Raw genomic sequence first — 18,634 nt, forward strand, 5'->3', positions numbered from 1 at the left:
GGAGTCCTCCTCGCCCTTATCCTATCGAAATTGATCGAGCTAGGAAGAATGCCCAGGTTGTGACAATTCCTCCCAGGAGGAAGTGAGCCACCCCTACAGCACGACCTTGAATGATGCTCAAAGCACGAGGCTGGATAGAAGGAGCCACTTTCAGTTTGTTGTGAGCCCAGACAATAGACTCAATCAGTTCTTGCCAGTAGCCGCGACCGCTGAACAGGAACATGAGACTGAATGCCCAAACGAAGTGAGCACCGAGGAACAGCAAGCCATAAGCAGACAACGCTGTACCGTACGACTGAATAACCTGAGAAGCCTGTGCCCAGAGGAAGTCACGCAACCAACCGTTGATCGTGATTGCACTTTGAGCAAAGTTGCCACCCGTGACGTGAGACACGGTTCCATCAGGATTGACAGTACCCCACACATCCGATTGCATCTTCCAGCTGAAGTGGAAAATTGCGATCGAGATGGAGTTGTACATCCAGAACAAACCTAGGAAGACGTGGTCCCAACCAGAAATTTGGCAGGTGCCGCCACGACCAGGACCGTCGCAGGGGAAACGGAAACCTAGGTTGGCTTTGTCAGGAACTAGGCGAGAGCCGCGAGCGAATAGTACGCCCTTCAGCAGGATCAAGACAGTGACGTGAATCGTGAACGCATGGATGTGGTGAACCATGAAGTCCGCCGTACCCAATGCGATTGGCATCATTGCGACCTTGCCGCCGACAGCAACCGCACCACCACCAAACGCATAGCTAGCAGGAGCCAGCGCGTTAGGAGCAGTACCACCTGGAGCTAAGGTGTGAACATTTTGAATCCACTGGGCAAAGATAGGCTGCAATTGAATTGCAGAATCCGAGAACAAATCTTGGGGACGACCCAAAGCCCGCATCGTGTCGTTGTGCACGTACAGACCGAAGCTGTGAAGGCCCAAGAAAATGCACACCCAGTTGAGGTGAGAAATGATGGCATCCCGATGACGCAGGACGCGATCTAAGAGGTTGTTTTGGTTTACGACTGGGTCGTAGTCACGCACCATGAAGATCGCAGCGTGAGCAGCTCCACCAACGATGAAGAAGCCACCAATCCACATGTGATGAGTGAAGATGGAAAGCTGTGTCGCGTAGTCCGTCGCCAGGTAGGGGTACGGAGGCATTGCGTACATGTGCTGAGCCACGATGATGCTCAAGGAACCAACCATTGCCAGGTTGATCGACAGTTGAGCGTGCCAAGAAGTGGTCAGGTTTTCATAAAGACCTTTATGGCCTTCGCCTGTAAAGGGACCTTTATGATTTTCCAGAATGGTTTTGATGCTGTGGCCAATACCCCAGTTGGTGCGGTACTGGTGACCAGCAATCAGGAATAGAACTGCGATCGCCAAATGGTGATGTGCAGTGTCAGTTAGCCATAAACCACCTGTCACTGGATTCAGACCACCTTTAAAGGTCAGGAAGTCTGCATACTCACCCCAGTTCAAGGTGAAGAAAGGAGTTAGACCCTTAGCAAAGCTGGGGAAAATCTCTGCCATTAAGTTGGAGTTCAGGATGAACTCGTGGGGCAGAGGAATCTGATCAGCTGGAACACCTGCATCTAGCAAGGCGTTGATAGGCAGTGCTACGTGGATTTGGTGACCAGCCCAAGATAGCGAGCCCAAACCGAATAGACCAGCCAAGTGGTGGTTGAGCATAGACTCAACGTTTTGGAACCACTCCAGCTTCGGAGCCCGTTTGTGGTAGTGGAACCAGCCAGCAAACAGCATCAGAGCAGCTGCTACCAGACCACCGATAGCGGTGACATATAGCTGGTAGGTATTAGTAAAGCCAGCAGCGCGCCAGATATAGAAGAAACCAGAGGTAATCTGAATACCTTGGAAACCGCCGCCTACGTCTGCATTCAAAATTTCTTGGCCAAAAATCGGCCAAACCACTTGAGCGCTAGGTTTAACGCCTAGAGGGTTAGCCAGCCAAGCTTCATAGTTTGAAAAGCGAGCGCCATGAAAATACATCCCGCTGAGCCAGATGAACACTACAGCCAGGTGGCCAAAGTGAGCACTGAAGATTTTACGGGATACGTCTTCTAAGTCACTAGTATGACTATCAAAATCGTGAGCGAGGGCATGAAGATTCCAAATCCAAGTAGTGGTTTTGGGTCCTCGAGCGAGGGTCCGGTCAAAGTGCCCTGGTTGCGCCCACTTCTGGAAAGAAGTAGGAACTGGGTCTTTGTCAACGACCACCCTTGCTTTAGCCTCTCGCTCCTGTGGACTAACTGCCATTGAGACTCTCCTCTCTTTAGACAAGGAACGAGGAATCTCCCACCCTCAGAGGTGCTGTGAATTCACCTAGAGCCCTTTTCTGAACCGTTACAGAAGCCGCATCCAAGTTTATGAGACCTGAACTAAGCTTTGTAACCCCATCTGAATTTGGGATTCAGAAAAGAATGCAATCGCTATCATTATCGTCCCGCGAGAGGTTGAAGTATGATGCGGAGTGCCTGAGGGGAGCTTCAAGGTGAATTATAGGCTTGCCTTAGGTTGGGTTTACGTAGCAGTTAACAATAATTCAAGTTGTCTAAACCATTAGTGGGTCTGAGCTTGACGTTTTGTGATGCTGAGCAAAATGTCAAGGAGATTTGCATAAGTTCACATAGCGCTAAGAAGTGTAAAAAAACGATCGCTAGTAAAGCCCACTTTTAAGTCAGGTTACTCCTACTAGACGCTGCGACACGCTCTAGCGAAATTGGCTGAAAAGCAGGCGAACTAGCTTTTTCCAAGTGACAAGACCTGGGAATATAGGTTTTAGCCTTAGAGTAATATCGTGCTGTAACTCCGCAATGACTCATACTCAACTGAGGTGCAATCGGGGAGTGAAAGCCTTTTTCGTTATAGTTCCTTAGGAACGACTTGCGTAAAGATTTTTGATGTCGGTCGCTTAGGAGTAATGCTGCGTGTTTGCGATGAATTGGCGGTGTGCTGCTAAAGGTTTCGTTTCATTCCTAGTAGCAGTCAGTTTGGTGATGGGCCTAGTAAGCTGTGGCGATCGCTCCGAAGCGCGACTTCCTAGTCCCGCCGGATCTCCTCAACTTGTAGGAAAAGCAGGCAAAGTCTCAGAAGTTTCTCCGCCGGAAGTCATTCAAACACTGCGGCAAAGCTTAGAAAAATATCAGCCTCAAGTCTCGATTCTTAGCCCTCGCCCGAGTGAAGTGCTGGAAGACAACACTGTATCGGTGCGATTCCAAGTCACAGATTTACCTCTATTCAAAGATGCTCAACTGGGTCTGGGGCCACATTTACATGTGATTTTAGACAATGAGCCTTATGAGGCTGTTTATAACGCTGAGCAACCTTTGATCTTGAAAGATGTAGCACCCGGAACTCATACGCTACGAGTCTTTGCCTCACGGCCCTGGCATGAAAGCTTTAAGAATGAGGGTGCTTACGCTCAAACCACTTTTCATGTCTTTACTAAGACCCAAGAAAATACGCCAGATTTAGAACAACCGCTGCTAACTTATAGCCGCCCCAAGGGAGAGTATGGCGCTGAGCCAATCATGCTCGACTTCTACCTCACGAATGCGCCTTTACATTTAGTAGCGCAGGAAGAAGACGATGACGACATCTCCGATTGGCGGATTCGTTGCACGATCAATGGCGAGAGCTTTATCTTCGAGCGCTGGCAACCGCTTTACCTCAAAGGTTTTCAGCCCGGTAAAAACTGGGTACAGCTAGAGTTGCTGGATGAGAAGAGTAAGCCGATTGGGAATGCCTTTAACAATACGGTGCGACTAATTACTTACGAACTCAACGGCCAAGATACTCTGTCTAAGCTGGTCCGAGGCGAAATTTCGGCAGAACAAGCGCGGGGCATTGTTGATCCAAACTATAAGTTGCAAATTCCCGCGCCTGAACCTGAGGCGATCGCGCCAGTACCCAGTAGCCCTGCCGTAGACGAGCAGCCAGTAGACGAGTTGCCGGAAGAACAACCAGAAGAGCAATTCTCTCCCACACCTTTTACAGAAACTCTGCCTGAGCCAAAGGCCAACCAATCTCCTGCTCCACCTCAAATTCAGCAACCAGAGGCTCCCAAGCCAGGTGGCTACTTCAATCGCTTCCGGAGTCCGGCTGCTCCGATTTACACCACCCCGAAGCCAAACTTCGTCCCTAGAAGTAAGCCCGAGGTGATTGAGACTCCTGCGCCTGAGACTCTCCCAGAAACTCAGCCAGAACCAGCGATCGCACCTTCTCCAGAGCCACTGGAATCTATCCCTCCTTCTATACCTGAGGAAGAAACAGAATCACCAGCAGTAACCACAGAGCCGCTAGAGACTGCAAAGCCCAAATCAGGTGGTTTCTTCAACCGCTTCCGTCGATCAGCACCTAGCCCTGTGATTCCAGTTCCTACTGATGCGCCCACTTTGCCAGACTTACTGGAAGCTCCAACTCCAGAAACTTCTAGTGACATAGAGCCAACCCCTGCTGCGACTCGTACTGCATCGCCTGAAGCTGCTGAGGAGCCCGCTAAGGTTGAAACACCTGCAACTTCCAAGCCAACTGGGTTCTTTAATCTCCGTCCGCCTGCTCCCAGCCTCGCGCCAGAGATCATCGCACCAGAGGTCACAGAAACTCCAGTCGTAGAGCCAGCAGTCCCAACTGACACGGCTGAATCTGCTCCAGTGGAGACGGAAATTCCAGCAATAGAGGCAGAGCCGCAAGCTCAACCGACTGAATCTAAACCGGGTGGCTTCTTTAATCGTTTGCGGAATTTAGTGCCTGCTCCAGCTGCGCCTCCAGCACCAGAGGCGATCGAGGCTCCAGAAATAACTCCTGGCGTAGAAGCTGCGGAACCCGCGATCGCTCCTAGCCTAGAGCCGTCTGTAGCAGAGCCTGAAGTCCCAGAGCCAACGCTGGAGTCTAAGTACGGAGACATTTTTGAGCGGCTGCACCAGGCAACTCCTGCTCCTGTGATGCCTGCGCCAATTGTGACTCCTGCCTTGCCAGAGGTTGTGGTGCCAAAGCCCAAGCCTACGCTACCGCAGCAGACAGCTCCAACGATTCGTAAACGTTCGCAGCCAGCACCGATTGCACCTGCTGCGCCCAAGGAAGTGCCTATCATTCAAGCACCAGAGCAGTCCGATCGCGTACAGCAACTGCGCGAGAAGTTTGCGGCTCCCAGCTTACCTGCAACTACTGATTCGCCCGATAGCAGTACAGAAGTTGAGGCTGGCAGTTCGGTTGACAACGTAGAATCTCTCGAAACTCCTTAAAAACTTTGGGGCTTGATTGCTAGGAGATACTCATGCCTCGCGTTAGAGCCCCAGAACTCCCACAAGACCGACCTTGGTTGAACACAGCTCATCCTTTGACGCTGCGATCGCTCCGGGGTCGGTTTGTTTTATTAGACTTTTGGACCTACGGCTGCATCAACTGTCTTCATGTTCTGCCAACTGTGAAATACCTGGAGCAGAAGTACAAAGACAGCCTCACAGTGATTGGAGTTCACTCCGCTAAATTTACCAACGAGCAAGAGCTAAACAGCATCCGTCAGGCAGTTCTGCGCTACGACGTTGAACATCCGGTGCTGGTAGACAGTGAGTTTGAAGTTTGGCAGCAGTACGCGGTTCGAGCTTGGCCCACTCTAGTCATCATTGACCCTGCTGGGTATGTGCGGCATTCTTTGACTGGGGAAGTCAGCTGCGATCGCCTAGAAGCTTTACTAGACGAGCTATTCCAAAACTCTCAAACTCAAGAAACTTTGCGCTTAAAAGAACTGAGCTTTACCCTCGAAAAGCAACAGCAAACCCTGACCAGCTCTCTTGCTTTTCCGGGCAAAGTTTTAGTTGGGCAGGTGGGGACAGAAGTTTGGTTATTTGTGGCTGACTCTGGTCACCATCGGCTAGTTATAGCGACGCTGACAGGTGAAGTGCGACATGTGATCGGGACTGGGGAACCGGGGTTAGTGGATGGCACTTTTGCAGAAGCAAAATTTTTGGGGCCTCAAGGGATGAGTCTTGACTCAGACCAGTTGATTCTCTATGTAGCCGATGCCGAAAACCATGCACTGCGTCGTGTTGACTTGAGGCAACAACGGGTAGATACGATCGCTGGCACCGGAATCCAAAACCGTTTAATTCGACCTCAGCAAGGATTGGCTTTAGAAACGCCGTTAAATTCTCCCTGGGATGTCGAAAAAGTAGGCGATCGCCTCTTCATTGCGATGGCAGGGCCACATCAAATTTGGGTCATGCGCTTATTAACTGGATTTATCGAGACATATGCAGGTAGTGGCGCAGAAGCAGGGGTCGATGGAGAGCCGACGCAGGCAGCTTTTGCTCAGCCCAGCGGTATCACTACAGATGGGCAGGAACTCTGTGTAGCTGATAGTGAAATCAGCGCCATTCGGGGCATAGGCTTAGGCCCAAACTATCAAGTTAGGACCATCTGTGGCAGCGGAGAGTTATTTAGCTTCGGTGACGTAGATGGCATAGGGGAAGCGGCGCGCCTTCAGCATTGTTTAGGCATTACCTATGCTCAAGGAAACTTGTGGGTTGCAGACACCTACAATCACAAAATTAAGCGAGTTGACCTAAGCACTCAACATTGTCAAACTTTGGTGGGCAATGGACAAGCTGGGCATCAAGATCGGCAAGGTACTGATAGCTCTTTTGCCGAACCCTCTGGTCTCAGTATTTGGGGCGATCGCCTGTATGTAGCGGATACCAACAACCATGCCATTCGCTGCGTTGCCCTGGATACCTTAAGTGTCTCGACCTTGACTTTTCCTGGCTTGTGCAGTCCAACTCTTTGTTGGCCAGACTTCACCCTCTAGTTCTTAGCTAGCTATCTGGTGTGCCAAGGACCTGTAGAATTCGGTTCACATTATCTAGCTCTCCCACAATGCGCCGCACTGGATGAGGCCATACTCGCACCAGTGTTGGTGTAGCAGAAACTTGGTCTGTCTCAGCTTGTTCGGGGTGCTTCAGAATATCAATGACCTTGAGTGTATAGGGGTGATGCAGCGAATTCTCTAAAAGTTCATGCAAGGTTTGTAGAGTTCGCTCAGTTGCCGCACTATGTCCAGATACAAACAATCGGAGCACATATCCCTGGGTGGTGCGCTTAGATGCCACAGGCGTCTCATCTAGCTCATGGAGCGATCGCGACGGTGCCGTAGCAGCACTTTCCCAACGAGAAAAGTTTTGGTCGAAACGGACAATTAATTCATGCGATTCCCACAGTTGGGGAAATTGGCGGCGATAAGCGGCCAAAACCATAGGGTCACATAAGCCATCAGCGATCGCCACAGGTTGCCAAGCTAAATGTTTGGTTTCAAATAAAGCATTGAGCAAGGCTTGATGACGTAAAACCGGCGGATAAGCTTCTGCAAACACGCGCACCTGCTTAGTTTGAGGATCAAGCCAGCGATCGATCGTGGCAGTGTAGCAAGGAACGAGAAAGTGAGGCGGTTCCGGTAAGCGCAAAATTTCTTGCAAAGCCACACATAAATGCAAATGCCAACGCTTTTGCTTGTTTGGATCGATGCAATAAATTAGATCCCCTTTAGGCGTAAATAGGGCAATGCCTTTGAATAGTTGTGGCGGTGAAGAGCGAGCTTGATTCAAGAGATGTTTATGGCTAGGAGATCATGTATAGAAGTTGTAAGGATTTAATCTAGCACTGCGCTGAACTAACCTATGGAAAAAAGCAACTACTTTCTAGGTGAAAGCAGTTGCTTGAAGTGGATGACTAATGTAACAGAAACTCACGGGTAGGGTTAGAGAAAATACTTTTACCCTAAAGCTGAGTGAGTTGGCTCTTGCTAGATACGGCCTCTCAGGGTCATAGCCATTTCGTTCGCCTTAGGTGACGCTTCTAGTGCGGTTTCCTCAGTAATCCGACCTGCTTCGTAGAGTTTGTACAGCGACTGGTTCATCGTGCACATACCGTCAAAGGTACATTTCGGAATGATCGCCTCAACTTCGTCCACTTCGCCCCGCTTAATGTAGTCACGGATGGCGTCAGTGTTGATCATGATTTCGTGAATCGCGGCCCGTTTGCCGTCGGTCGTCCGCACGAGACCCTGAGCAATGACACCGATAAGAGACTCAGCTACCTGAATCCGCATGGGGCCTTGCTCCTCTGGGTTATAGAGGTTCAGAATCCGCTCAATCGTTTTCACAGCGCTGTTGGTGTGCAAGGTACCAAACACTAAGTGACCTGTTTGCGCTGCCTTGAGTGCCGTGTTCACTGTCTCGCGATCGCGCATCTCCCCGATCAGGATGATGTCTGGATCTTCCCGCAAAGAGGCCTTTAGGGCGTTATCAAACTTGAGGGTGTTAATCCCGACTTCCCGTTGCTTGATCAGCGATCGCCGACTTTTGTGGACGAATTCAATCGGGTCCTCAATGGAGATGATGTTTTTCGGCATCTCCTTATTGATGTAGTCGATCATCGCCGCCATCGTGGTGGACTTACCGGAACCTGTTGGCCCTGTCACCAAGATCAAGCCTTTGTGGTAATGGCACAAATCGCGGAAGACCGGAGGTAGGCTGAGTTCCTCCATCGTCAGGATCTTCACCGGAATCAATCGCAGCACCATTGCAGGGCCGTGTAGGGAATCAAAAATATTGATCCGGATGCGGGCAAAGTCGTACTGAGAGGCACCGTCAAAATCTAGCGTGTCTTGAAAACGCCGAATTTCCTCATCAGACAAAATCTCTCGCAACCAACTCATAAAGGTGGCTTCATCTGTAACGGGGTAGTTCGTCGTGTCAATTTCTCCCCGGTTCCGGAAGCGCGGAGTTTCACCAACTCCCAAGTGAACGTCAGAAAAGCCTTTATCGTAAGCTTCCCGGACCAACTGCTCTAGGGTGGGTGCGCCAGTATTGGTTTTGCGAGCCGCATTAGGAGAACTCGGTGGCGCACCAGGACGGTGCCCCGCAGGAGATCCAGGAGGCGCTGGGGGAGGAGCCATTGGGGGCGGCGCAGGGTTTTGAGCTGCGGTAGCCGTTGGCATAGGCATCGTCTGGGGAGACATTTGCTGAGTAGCCCCTGTAGGTACAGTAGTGGCAGCAGACCGCATGGGAGGTGGAGGCGGTGGAGGTACGCGGGGACCAGGAGCAGGGGGCGGCGAGATGGGTGGGCGCTGTGATTCTGTCATATACTACTTCTCTACAAGAACGCTGAGATGCAAACAACCCGTAGAAGTCTGTCAAGCCGATGCAGATTTGACTGGGAAAGCTTCAATCTCCCGACTGCCTTAACTTCCTGGATGAAAGGCTTGACTTTTTTGTCAGGATACGCAACTACCTATCATTCCATAGAGTAACTGCAAAACTTTTCTAACGTATATACCTAAGCCAAAGATTTTGGTCGAAAGCATTTTACTGACTTCCATCTTGCTCAGGGTTCCCCCGTAACTTTGTCAAAGTATCAAAGAGATTGAAATTACTGTGTCCCATGTCTTGGGGAAGCAGCAACAGGCAGGTATAGGAGAGTCAGGTATCGGGTATAAGTGTTATGAAGTGAGGCAGGTTGGTAGAGGCGATTAGCCTAGGAAAAGCCTTTGCGTGAGTTGTTATTTACAAGCGATTCAGTTCAATGCAGCAATTTCCCATTCGAGTTTGCGTGACGTTAGGCACCCGCCCCGAAGCCATCAAAATGGCCCCCGTAATTCAACAGTTTCGGCGTTCTGAGCGTTTCGACACGCAAGTAGTTTTGACAGGTCAACATCGAGAAATGGTTGCACAAGTGATGCAACTGTTTGACTTGCAAGCCGATCAAGACTTGGCAATTATGCAACCTCAGCAAACTCTCACTGATATTACTTGCCGCAGTTTGCAAGGGCTAGAGCGTCTATTTAAGGAAATTGAGCCGCAAATTGTTTTAGTACAAGGCGATACTACTACAGCATTTGCTGCCGCTCTGGCAGCGTTCTACCAAAAAATCCCGGTGGGTCATGTGGAAGCGGGTTTGCGCACGGATGACCTCTACAACCCTTATCCCGAAGAAGCGAATCGTCGGTTGATTTCGCAGTTGACTCAGCTGCATTTTGCCCCGACGACTCTGGCTGTAGAGCATTTACAACGCTCTGGTGTGGTAGGCGAAATTCACCAAACAGGTAATACGGTGATTGATGCTTTGCTATCTGTGGCAGCGCAGCACCCTGTTTGTAATATTCCAGGCTTAAACTGGCAGCAACATCGAGTGCTGCTGGCAACAGTACACCGCCGAGAAAACTGGGGTGAGCCGTTGCAAGATATTGGTCAGGGGTTTTTAGAAATTCTCGATAAGTTCCCTGACACCGCTTTATTGCTACCGCTACACCGCAATCCGACCGTGCGAGAACCCTTGCAAGCTCTTTTAGGCAAGCATCCTAGGGCTTTTTTGACTGAACCGCTAGATTATGCTGATTTAGTGGGGGCGATCCAACGTTGCTATTTGCTACTGACAGACTCCGGCGGACTGCAAGAAGAAGCACCTAGCTTAGGTAAGCCTGTATTGGTCTTGCGCGAAACCACAGAACGGCCCGAAGCGATCGCGGCTGGCACGGCTAAGCTAGTAGGCACACAACCAGCGGACATCATCAATGCAGCGACCGACCTCTTGAGTCATCCTACTGCTTATGAAAAGATGGCAACTGCCGTTAATCCCTTTGGAGATGGACGAGCAGCTGAGCGGATTCTAAAAATTGTGACTCAGTATTTTGAATAATTCAGAATTTTGATTATTTAGGTCTGAGTAATTTAGCTCGGTGGCCTGAAAAAGCACAGCAGCAACTCAATCTTCGTCAGGTAAATCAACTTGGCGGGGGCGCTGCTGATCTAACAAACTTTGTTTAGAGGCTTTGAGCTGCTGCCATAACTTCTGAATTTCCTCATAAGCTTCTGTCGGAGAAATTTTGCCGCCTGCTTCTAAGCCACAAATAATGGAAACCCGTTGAGTAAACTCTTGCAAGTTGGCATTAAAGGCTAAATATTCGGGTGTGAACTCACCGTAATACCGCCCGGTTGGATAGAAAAACTTGTCCTTATTGGTATTGATGCCTGTATTGTCCACCACAACAATCACCCCAGCAATATAGTTCAGTACTTCACGCGCTAACCTTAGTTTGCCCAGAGGAAGCTTTTCTTTGACACTGTCTTAGTAAGCATCCCTTGACATCAATCTAGAGGTTGTCAGCCGGAAATTCAGTGAACTAGTAGGATGAGGAGTTGAAGGCCAAGCGATCGCAAATGTAAGTATTACTGAAATTTAGCTAATTTTTATTTACACAGATCGCTAGCGCTAATCTTAAAGAGTGGTTTATAGGACTATTGCTTAGCCTAATTTGACCGCTGATTAGATTTATTCCACTGTTCTATTTACGTGATCTTCATCACTTAAAAAAGCTTTGATTATTTCAATCGCTGCAATTGGCTGCTCCACGACAGATACTAATTCGGGAGCTAGACCTTTAAAGAAGGTTTGGCTAGAGGCGTTTTTATTTAACAAAATCACCTTTTTCTGAGCTTTAAGGGCTAAGGCAATTTCTGAAGCAGTTCCTGCGCCCATGCCACAGGCAACGACCACTTGGCTAGAGAGCACATTAATGTTGTTGCGGGCGCTCCCCATGCCTGTCAAGACAGGAATATCGACTGCCTCTGACATTGCTGCCCTGGCAGCGCTGGGCAAAATTCCTACCGTCAGTCCGCCTGCTTGTTTTGCACCTTGACTCGCAGCCTGCATTACGCCAGTATTGCGTCCACCCGTGAGCAGCACCCACCCTTCTGTGGCAATCAACTGACCGACTGTATAGGCATTCTGCAGGTCTATGGCAGTTGCCTCAGACCCAGGCCCCATCACTCCGATCACAACTTTGGGCATAATTTTGCTGCTAGTGGTGTGAAGGGCAATTTGAGAGATTTTAGGTGCACCTCTCTCAAATTCAAATCTTAGGATTCAATCTGAAGGCGTTCCAGTTACAGGCGCTGTCTGACTGCTTGACGAATTTCTTCTAGGCGTATTGTTCGGCCTCCTCCAGAACCGGGACATTCTGTTTGCACGCGATCGCGATGGGCACAAATCCGGGGGAGTTGACGAATCCCAAAGGCATTGGTGGGCGTTGGTACAAGTTTCACCGGATCATCAATGCCATAGCGTTTGCATAGGGTCGTGCACAGAGCGACAGCAGACTGAAACTGGGCAGGACTGATGGTGGCGCTGGTGTAAACTCCATCGAAGGCGATTCCCAGACCATCATTAATCACGTCATGGGCTCCACGTTTCCGTTCAAAGCGAGCTTCGTAAATTCTGCCACTAGGCATGATTACGTAGTGATAGCCAATATCGCTCCAGCCATTCCCGCCAACATGGCTTTGCCAAAGCTGCCGCATCCGTTGGATTTCTTGACTCTGATTGGCACTAGGTGCCAAGGTAGGACTAACAAAGGTGTGATGCATGGTAATCCGCCGAGGTTGCAGATTAGCCACATCCGAAGGAGTGGGCTTGCTTGTCCAAATGCTACGGGGCAGTACTTGTAATGCCGCGGGCTGCACTTCCAAAGTGGTTTGAGCGCGGTCTTGGTCGGAGCCAATAATTTCGATTAGGCGTTTGCCAGAACCGTGAAATAGCAAACTTGCTTGCCACTGACCTGCCTGCACCCGTGGTCGGGCCAGTTCGATCGTTTTGTCAGCTCTAAGAATTAGCTGATCCCCTTCTTGGTAAGAATCCGCAAAGCCGCGCAGAATAAAAGCTTCTTCTGCACGGACATTTTGAGGTAGTGGAGCAAAACGCAGGCGGGGCGAGATGATCGGTTTAACCGCTTCAGCTACTACTTCGATCGGCACATCTACGCTTTCATTCGCGATCGCCACTTCTAGCTGACGATTACCAGGTTGTAAAAAGACGAACTCAACTCGCCAAGCTCCGTCTGCACCTACAACTGGCCCGGAAGTTTTAATCTGGTCATCGATAGTTAAGCCGATAGCTTTACCAGCATTTTCTGGAGAGGTCGTTCCTACAATCGAGAATTTTTGCCTGACTACAACCGGATCAATGGGGGCTTGTAGAACTTTAATCATTTGGATGACACCTTGGGGCAGCGGTAAAGAAATTATGGAAGCAGAAGTGCTAGTTATTGAGTGAAGTACTAGTTTTTTTTATAAAGGATCGTATTGAGATTCAGAGCTGAATTTAGGCGGAAATGATGATTAGAGCCTAGTGAGAACTGATCTGTGCTACTCAACGGCTTATAATTCGAGTGCGACTCAAGAATTCAAGTGCAACTCAAGCAATCTAGCTCCACCGCCTTTCAAAGTGTAATTTGATTATTTGTTATAGCGATTTCTAAGATTAATTGAACTAGCTCAAACTCATCAATTAACCTTCTGGATTGTTATTCAAAGCCATAAATATAGTAAATTTCTTGCCCTCGGTAGAGACTTTTAAGGGCAAATGCTAAGAAAATAATTGATGCTACATAGTAGGTAACGATTGATGGCGGGACAGGTGCTGTTGGTAGATGATGAACCTGGTTTGCGGGAAGCAGTGCAAGCTTATTTAGAAGACAGTGGTTTTGCTGTAGATGTTGCTGGCAATGCTCAGGAGGGTTGGCAACTACTACAACAAAAGCTACCTGATCTGGTGATCTCCGATGTGATGATGCCGCAAGTAGATGGCTACCAGTTCCTGAAGCAAATGCGAGAAGATGCTCGCTTTAAGGCACTGCCAGTGGTTTTCTTAACTGCTAGAGGCATGACAAGCGATCGCATTCAGGGATATCAAGCAGGCTGTGATGCTTATTTGCCCAAACCTTTTGACCCAGATGAACTAGTCGCGATCGTGGAAAATTTGCTAGGACGTCGAACTGCTAGGGCTGGCACAGAAGATGGAGAAACTCCAGATATTGCCGATATGGCTCGCCAGATTGCTGAAATTAAAGCCCTCTTGACGCAGCGAAATGCGATCTCAGCGACTCCTGCTCCGATCCCAGTCGATTTTACACCGCGTGAACAGAGTGTGCTTGACCTAGTTGCTGAGGGATTGATGAACAAAGAAATCGCTCGCCGCCTCGACACGAGTGTGCGGAATGTAGAAAAGTACGTCAGCCGTCTATTCAGTAAAACTGGGACCAACAGCCGTACTGAACTAGTCCGGTACGCGCTTGAGCATGGCTTAACGAAATGAAAACTGTGGAATTTCAGGTTAGTAACAAAAGCTAAAAGTTAATGAGCTAAAGCTCCCATTATTTTTAACTTAGATTGATTTAGATTAAGTTTTCGTCATCTTATGTCTCAATCTGAGAAGGGCTGATATTCTCAGTAAAATTCCTTAGACGTGGAGACAACCATGAAAACTTCTAATCATCTAGGTCAATCGCTCTCGATGGGTCTACTTTTGGTCGTTAGCAGTATTGGGATTGTGGGACTAGTAGCGCTCCAAAGCGGAGCCTTAAGATAAGAAAACTTTACGCTTCTTGATTTTTACAATTCAGACTTTTCAAATTATAAAATTGCAGAAGTTACTGAGAGGTAGTCTATTAAGTCGCTATCTCCAGTGCTTCAGCAAAAGTGATTAAATATAGAATTACAAACGCTGTAGTAAGTTCAGGCCGTGGGTATCGGTTCCACAGGTGCTCAAGAGTTGGTGGTGAGTCGCTAACTTCTGAACTTGCTCGGTTTGGCTAGGACTTGGCTTCCAAGGATTAGGGTTGTTGTAGGCATAGTAAGTTTCAATGCCATCGATCCCTAAATGAGCTGCTGCTTGAATGAGGTCTATCGGCGATCGCCGATAGCGAGCTGGATGGGCCAACACTGCTAAACCTCCAGCTTTTTGAATGGCAGTGATGACATTTGCTGCTTGGTAGGCGTTGCCTTGAACGGCTCGGTGTTGCAGATAAAGTTGTAAGCAGGGATGAGCAGGATCGAAAGCGTAGCCCAAAATGTGGACCTCGATCCCTAGTAGATCGGCGTTAATTTCCACGCCTGTCCATAAATAAGGCACAGACTGACAAGTATTGCTGCTACTACCCCTCCTGGAGCTTGACCGCCACTTCCAATCGTCTAAGTATTGCTGTGCTATGCGGTAACCACTGACACTGTGGTGGTCAGTAATAGCCAAACCTTTTAGACCGATCGCGATCGCCTGTTCGATCAAGTCTTCAGGCTGCAATTGGCCATCGGAATGGGCTGTGTGCATGTGGAAGTTGAAAGAGTAAGGACAGCTATCAGCACGAATGGTTTCCAAGACCCGCTTGAGAGCTGGCATGTTCTGCGCTGCTGGCCTAGAAACAGCAACCGGAGCAGGATTAACCGCCATATGAACTTGTAAATTAAGGTAAGTTCGTCTACTATAACCAAGTTTAATCTTGGTCATCTTGCTGCGATGAGGCACCGAATCGTCTCTAAAGTTAGGGAACGATTACATCAAGCCCATCAAACTAAAGTGAAAACTATTAAACGGGTAGTGGCACCTGAAATAGCCAAAGTCCCTGATGGTATAAAGCCGCTCCAGCCTGAGCTGCATAGTCGTGGATGTAGAGAATGATTCGTTGCTTAATACCAAGCCCTACCTTAACGCAGCTAAAAGCTTATAGGGTTTGGTTGAGCAGGAAAGCCGACACAGGCTGGACAAAATAGCGGTCTTGAAGTCAACTATTAAATTTTTGCAGTAGTTCAGTATCAAGCTTGGCCCAAATTCAGCCGAGCTGGGCTGAAGTGGGAGCTCCCAATCGGAACTTAAACCGGATGTTTAAACAAAGTATCCAGATAAACACGAGCGGCCCGGCGATCGCCATCTCCGTTTTGGAGTAAAAACAGCGACAAGGCTGCCGAAAAGACACGGTCTTGATCCCAATCAGGATGGGATTCGAGATAGTGGGACAGAGATTCGTGAAGGGCTTCAGGAATTTCTGCCAGGATGCTGACGGTTGCGTTCATTAGGACCTCTACTTGGACCAAGGTGAAATGGATAGGATGCGGATTAGTACCTGTCTGACGGCAAAAGGGTTACAGCAAAAAGCAGCGCCGATCTAGCTTACGGGAACACCTTTCACCCACGCTCTGATGTGGAAGCATCAGGTTTCGGGTGAAGCTAGCGCGCTCAGCAACTGCTACAAGCTCCAACTGCGATCATCAGAACTCCGCGTTGCATTTAAGTGGGTCGCATCATTTTGCGCTATCAGGGGGGAGGGTTGTCAATGCTTCGAAATGTTGCGATCGCCTTCAGACAAAAAAAAGATTTACGAGAGAATCAGCTTTTGAGGGCATTTCTTGTTACTTTCCTTTACAAGAATTTAGGCGTTCTCATTTCCAGAGGGGGTTAACTGAAAAATCCCCAAATTGGCGCAAAGCTACGGTTCTACATACTTAGCCTGTGGAAAACTCCTCCTAACCTGTGGAAAAACTAGGCTGTTTCTGTGGAAAGGCTGTGGAAACCGTGGGGAAAAGTCTGGGGAATGATAAGAATTGCAAAAAGTTCAAAAGCTCTTCGTCTCTTGACTTGCCTTAGGAAGGATCAGCAGGGGGATGAGGCTGGCTGAATCGTTGGATCGCGACTTGCACGCCTAAGGCTAGGAGGCCGAGCGCCGCGAAGCCAAACACACCTGCACCTAGGGCTACCACCCCAACTACTAGAGTTCGGACGGCAGAAGCGATATTGAGCACGGTTGCGTTGTCCGAGTGAATTGGTTTGGCGGCAAAGGTAGTGGCGATTGACATCGTGAGTTTATAGCCAGCAAAGGCAAGACTACCCGAAATCAAAGCGCCGCTCAAACAACGGAAGGGACCAGGGAGGGCTTGAGCTTCTGAAGCTGAGTTGGACTTGGGGGGAGGCGTGAGGTTAGCCATAATTCTTCCTGTAGAACTAAGGAGCAGGCAGATTAAACCGGGCGGGAAGAGGCAATCCGAATACTGGTGTTGGTGAGCGGAGCTACCCAAAGCTCTAGATCTGGGTCTGCGATCGCCACTTGTACTCGCTCCCGGACTTGCTCTGCTTGCGTTTGCGATTCAGTGAGGGCAAAAACGGTAGGGCCAGAACCAGACATCATCGTACCTAATACGCCTTGCTGCTGAAACTGCTCTCGTAAACGCTGCACTTGGGGGTACTCTGGCAACACAATTCGCTCTAAGTCGTTGTAAAGGCGTTGCCCAATCTCGGTGTTGTTGCGATGGGCGATCGCCGCTACCATCGGCCCTGAATGAACGCGCTGCCTGCGAGTTTCTAGTTCCTGGACATTGGACACATAAGCATGCCCGAATTGTTGCCGAAAGGTTTGGTAGGCCCAAGCAGTAGAAACCGAGAGGCTGCGGTACTTGGCCAAAACCACATAGATCTGGTTCAGGTCTGGTAAAGGCGCGAGTTCTTCGCCACGGCCTGTCGCTAGCATGGTGCCGCCAACAACGCAGAAAGGCACATCTGAGCCTAAGCGAGCCCCCAACTCTTGGAGTTCTGACTGAGTGAGACCTAGTTGCCACATCAAGTCCAACCCGACCAGCACTGCCGCTGCATTGGTTGACCCCCCTGCCAAGCCTGCGCCGACCGGAATTTGTTTGTGAATATTGATTTCTACGCCACCATACTGAGCAAAAGTGTCAGGAAATTCTGCAGCCATCAGCGCAGCAGCTTTGTAAGCCAAATTTCGCTGATCGACAGGGACTTCTGGATGGTTGCAATGTACTCGGATTTGGTCTGTAGAAAGTGGGCGCAAATCGATGCGATCGCAGAGGTCAACGCTTTGGAGCACCATCGCCAGCTCATGGAACCCATCTGGGCGATCGCCAATGATTTCTAGGTGCAGATTAATTTTGGCTGCGGCAGTTAAGGAGTAGGAGCGCATGCAGGTGTCAACAAATTACTTAAAGCCACCCATTCAGCTACGCTCAAATCTTCGGCGCGGGCTTGTGGGTTCACGTTTAATTGTTCCAGCAATTGCGTCAGGCGATCGCGATCGATCACACTTTTCAAATTATTTCGCAACATCTTGCGCTTCGTGGCAAAGCCCATTGTGACCAAGCTAGCCAACTGCTTAGGATCTTGGGCGGGCGGTTCTGTCGGTCGGGGGCGTAACCGCACTACCGCTGAATCTACCTTGGGTGGCGGTTCGAAAGCCTTAGCAGGTACATCACAAATGAACTCACACGCAGCCAAATACTGCACCCGAACAGACAATGCGCCATAAGCTCTAGAACCGGGTTTGGCACACAAGCGATCAGCAATTTCTTTTTGCACCAATAAAACAATCGATTCTAGCGGTGAGGCGGCAGGCTGAGCGATATTGCCTAATAGTTTTTCTAGAATCGGTCCCGTAATGTAATAGGGAATGTTGGCAACGACTTTTTTGGGGGCTTGAAACTGTGGAAAAGGCGTTAAGTGAGCCTCTAAATCTAGCGTTAAAAAATCCCCTTGGAGCAGCAAAAAGTTTTCCTTTGGTCCCAATTTCTTGGCTAGGAGGGCGCACAAATCTCGGTCAATTTCTACCGCTACAACTGATTGAGCTTGTTGTATTAATTGCCGCGTTAAAATGCCTGTGCCAGGACCAATTTCGAGTACGCGATCGCTCGGTGCTAGAGCTGCCGCTTTAATAATTTGGTTGAGAGCTTTATCGCTGCGCAACCAATGTTGACCAAATTGTTTTCGAGTCGGAGGTGCCATTGCTTTATTGTA

General features: G+C 49.3%; 15 protein-coding genes. 4 read left to right on the plus strand and 11 right to left on the minus strand.

The window, feature by feature from the left end; genetic code table 11:
- Positions 1 to 16 precede the first annotated feature (16 nt).
- Positions 17 to 2,272 (minus strand): photosystem I core protein PsaA, encoded by a 2,256-nt coding sequence (gene psaA, locus H6F72_RS11520; protein WP_190434996.1) that lies wholly within the window; start codon positions 2,270 to 2,272, stop codon positions 17 to 19.
- A gap of 671 nt (positions 2,273 to 2,943) precedes the next feature.
- On the opposite strand from psaA, the gene H6F72_RS11525 reads away from it, so the two are divergent.
- A complete protein-coding gene (locus H6F72_RS11525; RefSeq protein WP_190434998.1) occupies positions 2,944 to 5,259 on the plus strand; it encodes a hypothetical protein in 2,316 nt (771 codons plus the stop codon).
- 32 nt (positions 5,260 to 5,291) lie between these two features.
- Positions 5,292 to 6,821 (plus strand): thioredoxin-like domain-containing protein, encoded by a 1,530-nt coding sequence (locus tag H6F72_RS11530; protein WP_190435001.1) that lies wholly within the window; start codon positions 5,292 to 5,294, stop codon positions 6,819 to 6,821.
- A 7-nt stretch (positions 6,822 to 6,828) separates the two neighbouring features.
- Here the strand turns inward: H6F72_RS11530 and H6F72_RS11535 are convergent, their stop codons facing one another.
- Together H6F72_RS11535 and H6F72_RS11540 are read right to left on the minus strand one after the other, a co-directional pair.
- Entirely contained in the window at positions 6,829 to 7,614 is a 786-nt protein-coding gene (locus H6F72_RS11535) for a circadian clock KaiB family protein (protein WP_190435004.1), read from the minus strand.
- A gap of 197 nt (positions 7,615 to 7,811) precedes the next feature.
- Positions 7,812 to 9,152 carry a type IV pilus twitching motility protein PilT gene (locus H6F72_RS11540; protein WP_190435007.1) on the minus strand — a complete coding sequence of 447 codons (1,341 nt, stop codon included), beginning with the start codon at positions 9,150 to 9,152 and terminating at the stop codon, positions 7,812 to 7,814.
- 440 nt (positions 9,153 to 9,592) lie between these two features.
- Between H6F72_RS11540 and wecB the strand changes: the two genes are divergently transcribed.
- A complete protein-coding gene (gene wecB, locus H6F72_RS11545) occupies positions 9,593 to 10,705 on the plus strand; it encodes a non-hydrolyzing UDP-N-acetylglucosamine 2-epimerase (protein WP_190435010.1) in 1,113 nt (370 codons plus the stop codon).
- 66 nt (positions 10,706 to 10,771) lie between these two features.
- On the opposite strand, the gene H6F72_RS11550 is transcribed toward wecB, so the two are convergent.
- The 3 genes from H6F72_RS11550 to H6F72_RS11560 form a co-directional block, all read right to left on the minus strand.
- Positions 10,772 to 11,053, minus strand: coding sequence for a hypothetical protein (locus H6F72_RS11550; protein WP_348252137.1), 282 nt, complete (start codon positions 11,051 to 11,053; stop codon positions 10,772 to 10,774).
- Positions 11,054 to 11,338: 285 nt separating this feature from the next.
- Positions 11,339 to 11,857, minus strand: a complete 519-nt coding sequence (locus H6F72_RS11555) for a TIGR00725 family protein (RefSeq protein WP_190435012.1) — start codon at positions 11,855 to 11,857, stop codon at positions 11,339 to 11,341.
- A gap of 95 nt (positions 11,858 to 11,952) precedes the next feature.
- Positions 11,953 to 13,053 carry a peptidoglycan recognition family protein gene (locus H6F72_RS11560; RefSeq protein ID WP_190435015.1) on the minus strand — a complete coding sequence of 367 codons (1,101 nt, stop codon included), beginning with the start codon at positions 13,051 to 13,053 and terminating at the stop codon, positions 11,953 to 11,955.
- 415 nt (positions 13,054 to 13,468) lie between these two features.
- On the opposite strand from H6F72_RS11560, the gene H6F72_RS11565 reads away from it, so the two are divergent.
- Positions 13,469 to 14,158 (plus strand): response regulator transcription factor, encoded by a 690-nt coding sequence (locus H6F72_RS11565; protein WP_190435018.1) that lies wholly within the window; start codon positions 13,469 to 13,471, stop codon positions 14,156 to 14,158.
- Between the two features lie 399 nt (positions 14,159 to 14,557).
- Here H6F72_RS11565 and H6F72_RS11570 read toward each other — a convergent pair whose 3' ends face one another.
- From H6F72_RS11570 to rsmA, 5 genes are all read right to left on the minus strand, one after another.
- Positions 14,558 to 15,289 (minus strand): PHP domain-containing protein, encoded by a 732-nt coding sequence (locus H6F72_RS11570; RefSeq protein ID WP_190435133.1) that lies wholly within the window; start codon positions 15,287 to 15,289, stop codon positions 14,558 to 14,560.
- Between the two features lie 419 nt (positions 15,290 to 15,708).
- Positions 15,709 to 15,909: a DUF2811 domain-containing protein gene (locus H6F72_RS11575; RefSeq protein ID WP_190435020.1), complete on the minus strand. Its 201-nt coding sequence runs from the start codon at positions 15,907 to 15,909 to the stop codon at positions 15,709 to 15,711.
- A 567-nt stretch (positions 15,910 to 16,476) separates the two neighbouring features.
- The gene (locus H6F72_RS11580; protein WP_190435022.1) at positions 16,477 to 16,818 is read right to left on the minus strand and encodes a DUF3082 domain-containing protein; all 342 of its coding nucleotides are present in this window, start codon (positions 16,816 to 16,818) and stop codon (positions 16,477 to 16,479) included.
- A gap of 32 nt (positions 16,819 to 16,850) precedes the next feature.
- Positions 16,851 to 17,807: a 4-(cytidine 5'-diphospho)-2-C-methyl-D-erythritol kinase gene (ispE, locus tag H6F72_RS11585; RefSeq protein ID WP_190435026.1), complete on the minus strand. Its 957-nt coding sequence runs from the start codon at positions 17,805 to 17,807 to the stop codon at positions 16,851 to 16,853.
- Positions 17,789 to 18,622, minus strand: coding sequence for a 16S rRNA (adenine(1518)-N(6)/adenine(1519)-N(6))-dimethyltransferase RsmA (rsmA, locus tag H6F72_RS11590; protein ID WP_190435029.1), 834 nt, complete (start codon positions 18,620 to 18,622; stop codon positions 17,789 to 17,791). The genes ispE and rsmA overlap by 19 nt, the downstream gene beginning before the upstream one ends.
- Positions 18,623 to 18,634 lie beyond the last annotated feature (12 nt).

The sequence above is a fragment of the Trichocoleus sp. FACHB-46 genome, assembly GCF_014695385.1.
In the GTDB taxonomy this organism is placed as follows: domain Bacteria; phylum Cyanobacteriota; class Cyanobacteriia; order FACHB-46; family FACHB-46; genus Trichocoleus.